Genomic DNA, 273 nt, shown 5'->3' with positions numbered 1-273 from the left:
GGCCCCCTGGGCTGGACCATTCCGGCGGCGCTCGGCGTGGTCAAGGCCGACCCGAGCCGCAAGGTGGTGGCACTGTCGGGCGACTACGACTTCCAGTTCATGATCGAAGAGCTGGCCGTGGGCGCGCAGTTCAAGCTGCCGTATATCCACGTGGTGGTGAACAATTCCTACCTGGGCCTGATTCGTCAGGCGCAACGCGGCTTTGAAATGGACTACTGCGTGCAGCTGTCTTTCGACAACCTCAACGCGCCGGAACTCAACGGCTATGGCGTG

Annotated in this window: 1 protein-coding gene; it reads left to right on the top strand. The window is 62.3% G+C overall.

Annotated elements, in window-relative coordinates:
- On the top strand, positions 1 to 273 hold a 273-nt coding region (locus tag AC0L3B_RS39485; protein WP_473383229.1), incomplete at both ends, for a thiamine pyrophosphate-dependent enzyme.

It is taken from the genome of Bradyrhizobium sp. Kon56 (assembly GCF_055807635.1).
Note: the sequence above shows the minus strand (reverse complement) of the source record. Positions and strands in the feature narration are given on the sequence as shown.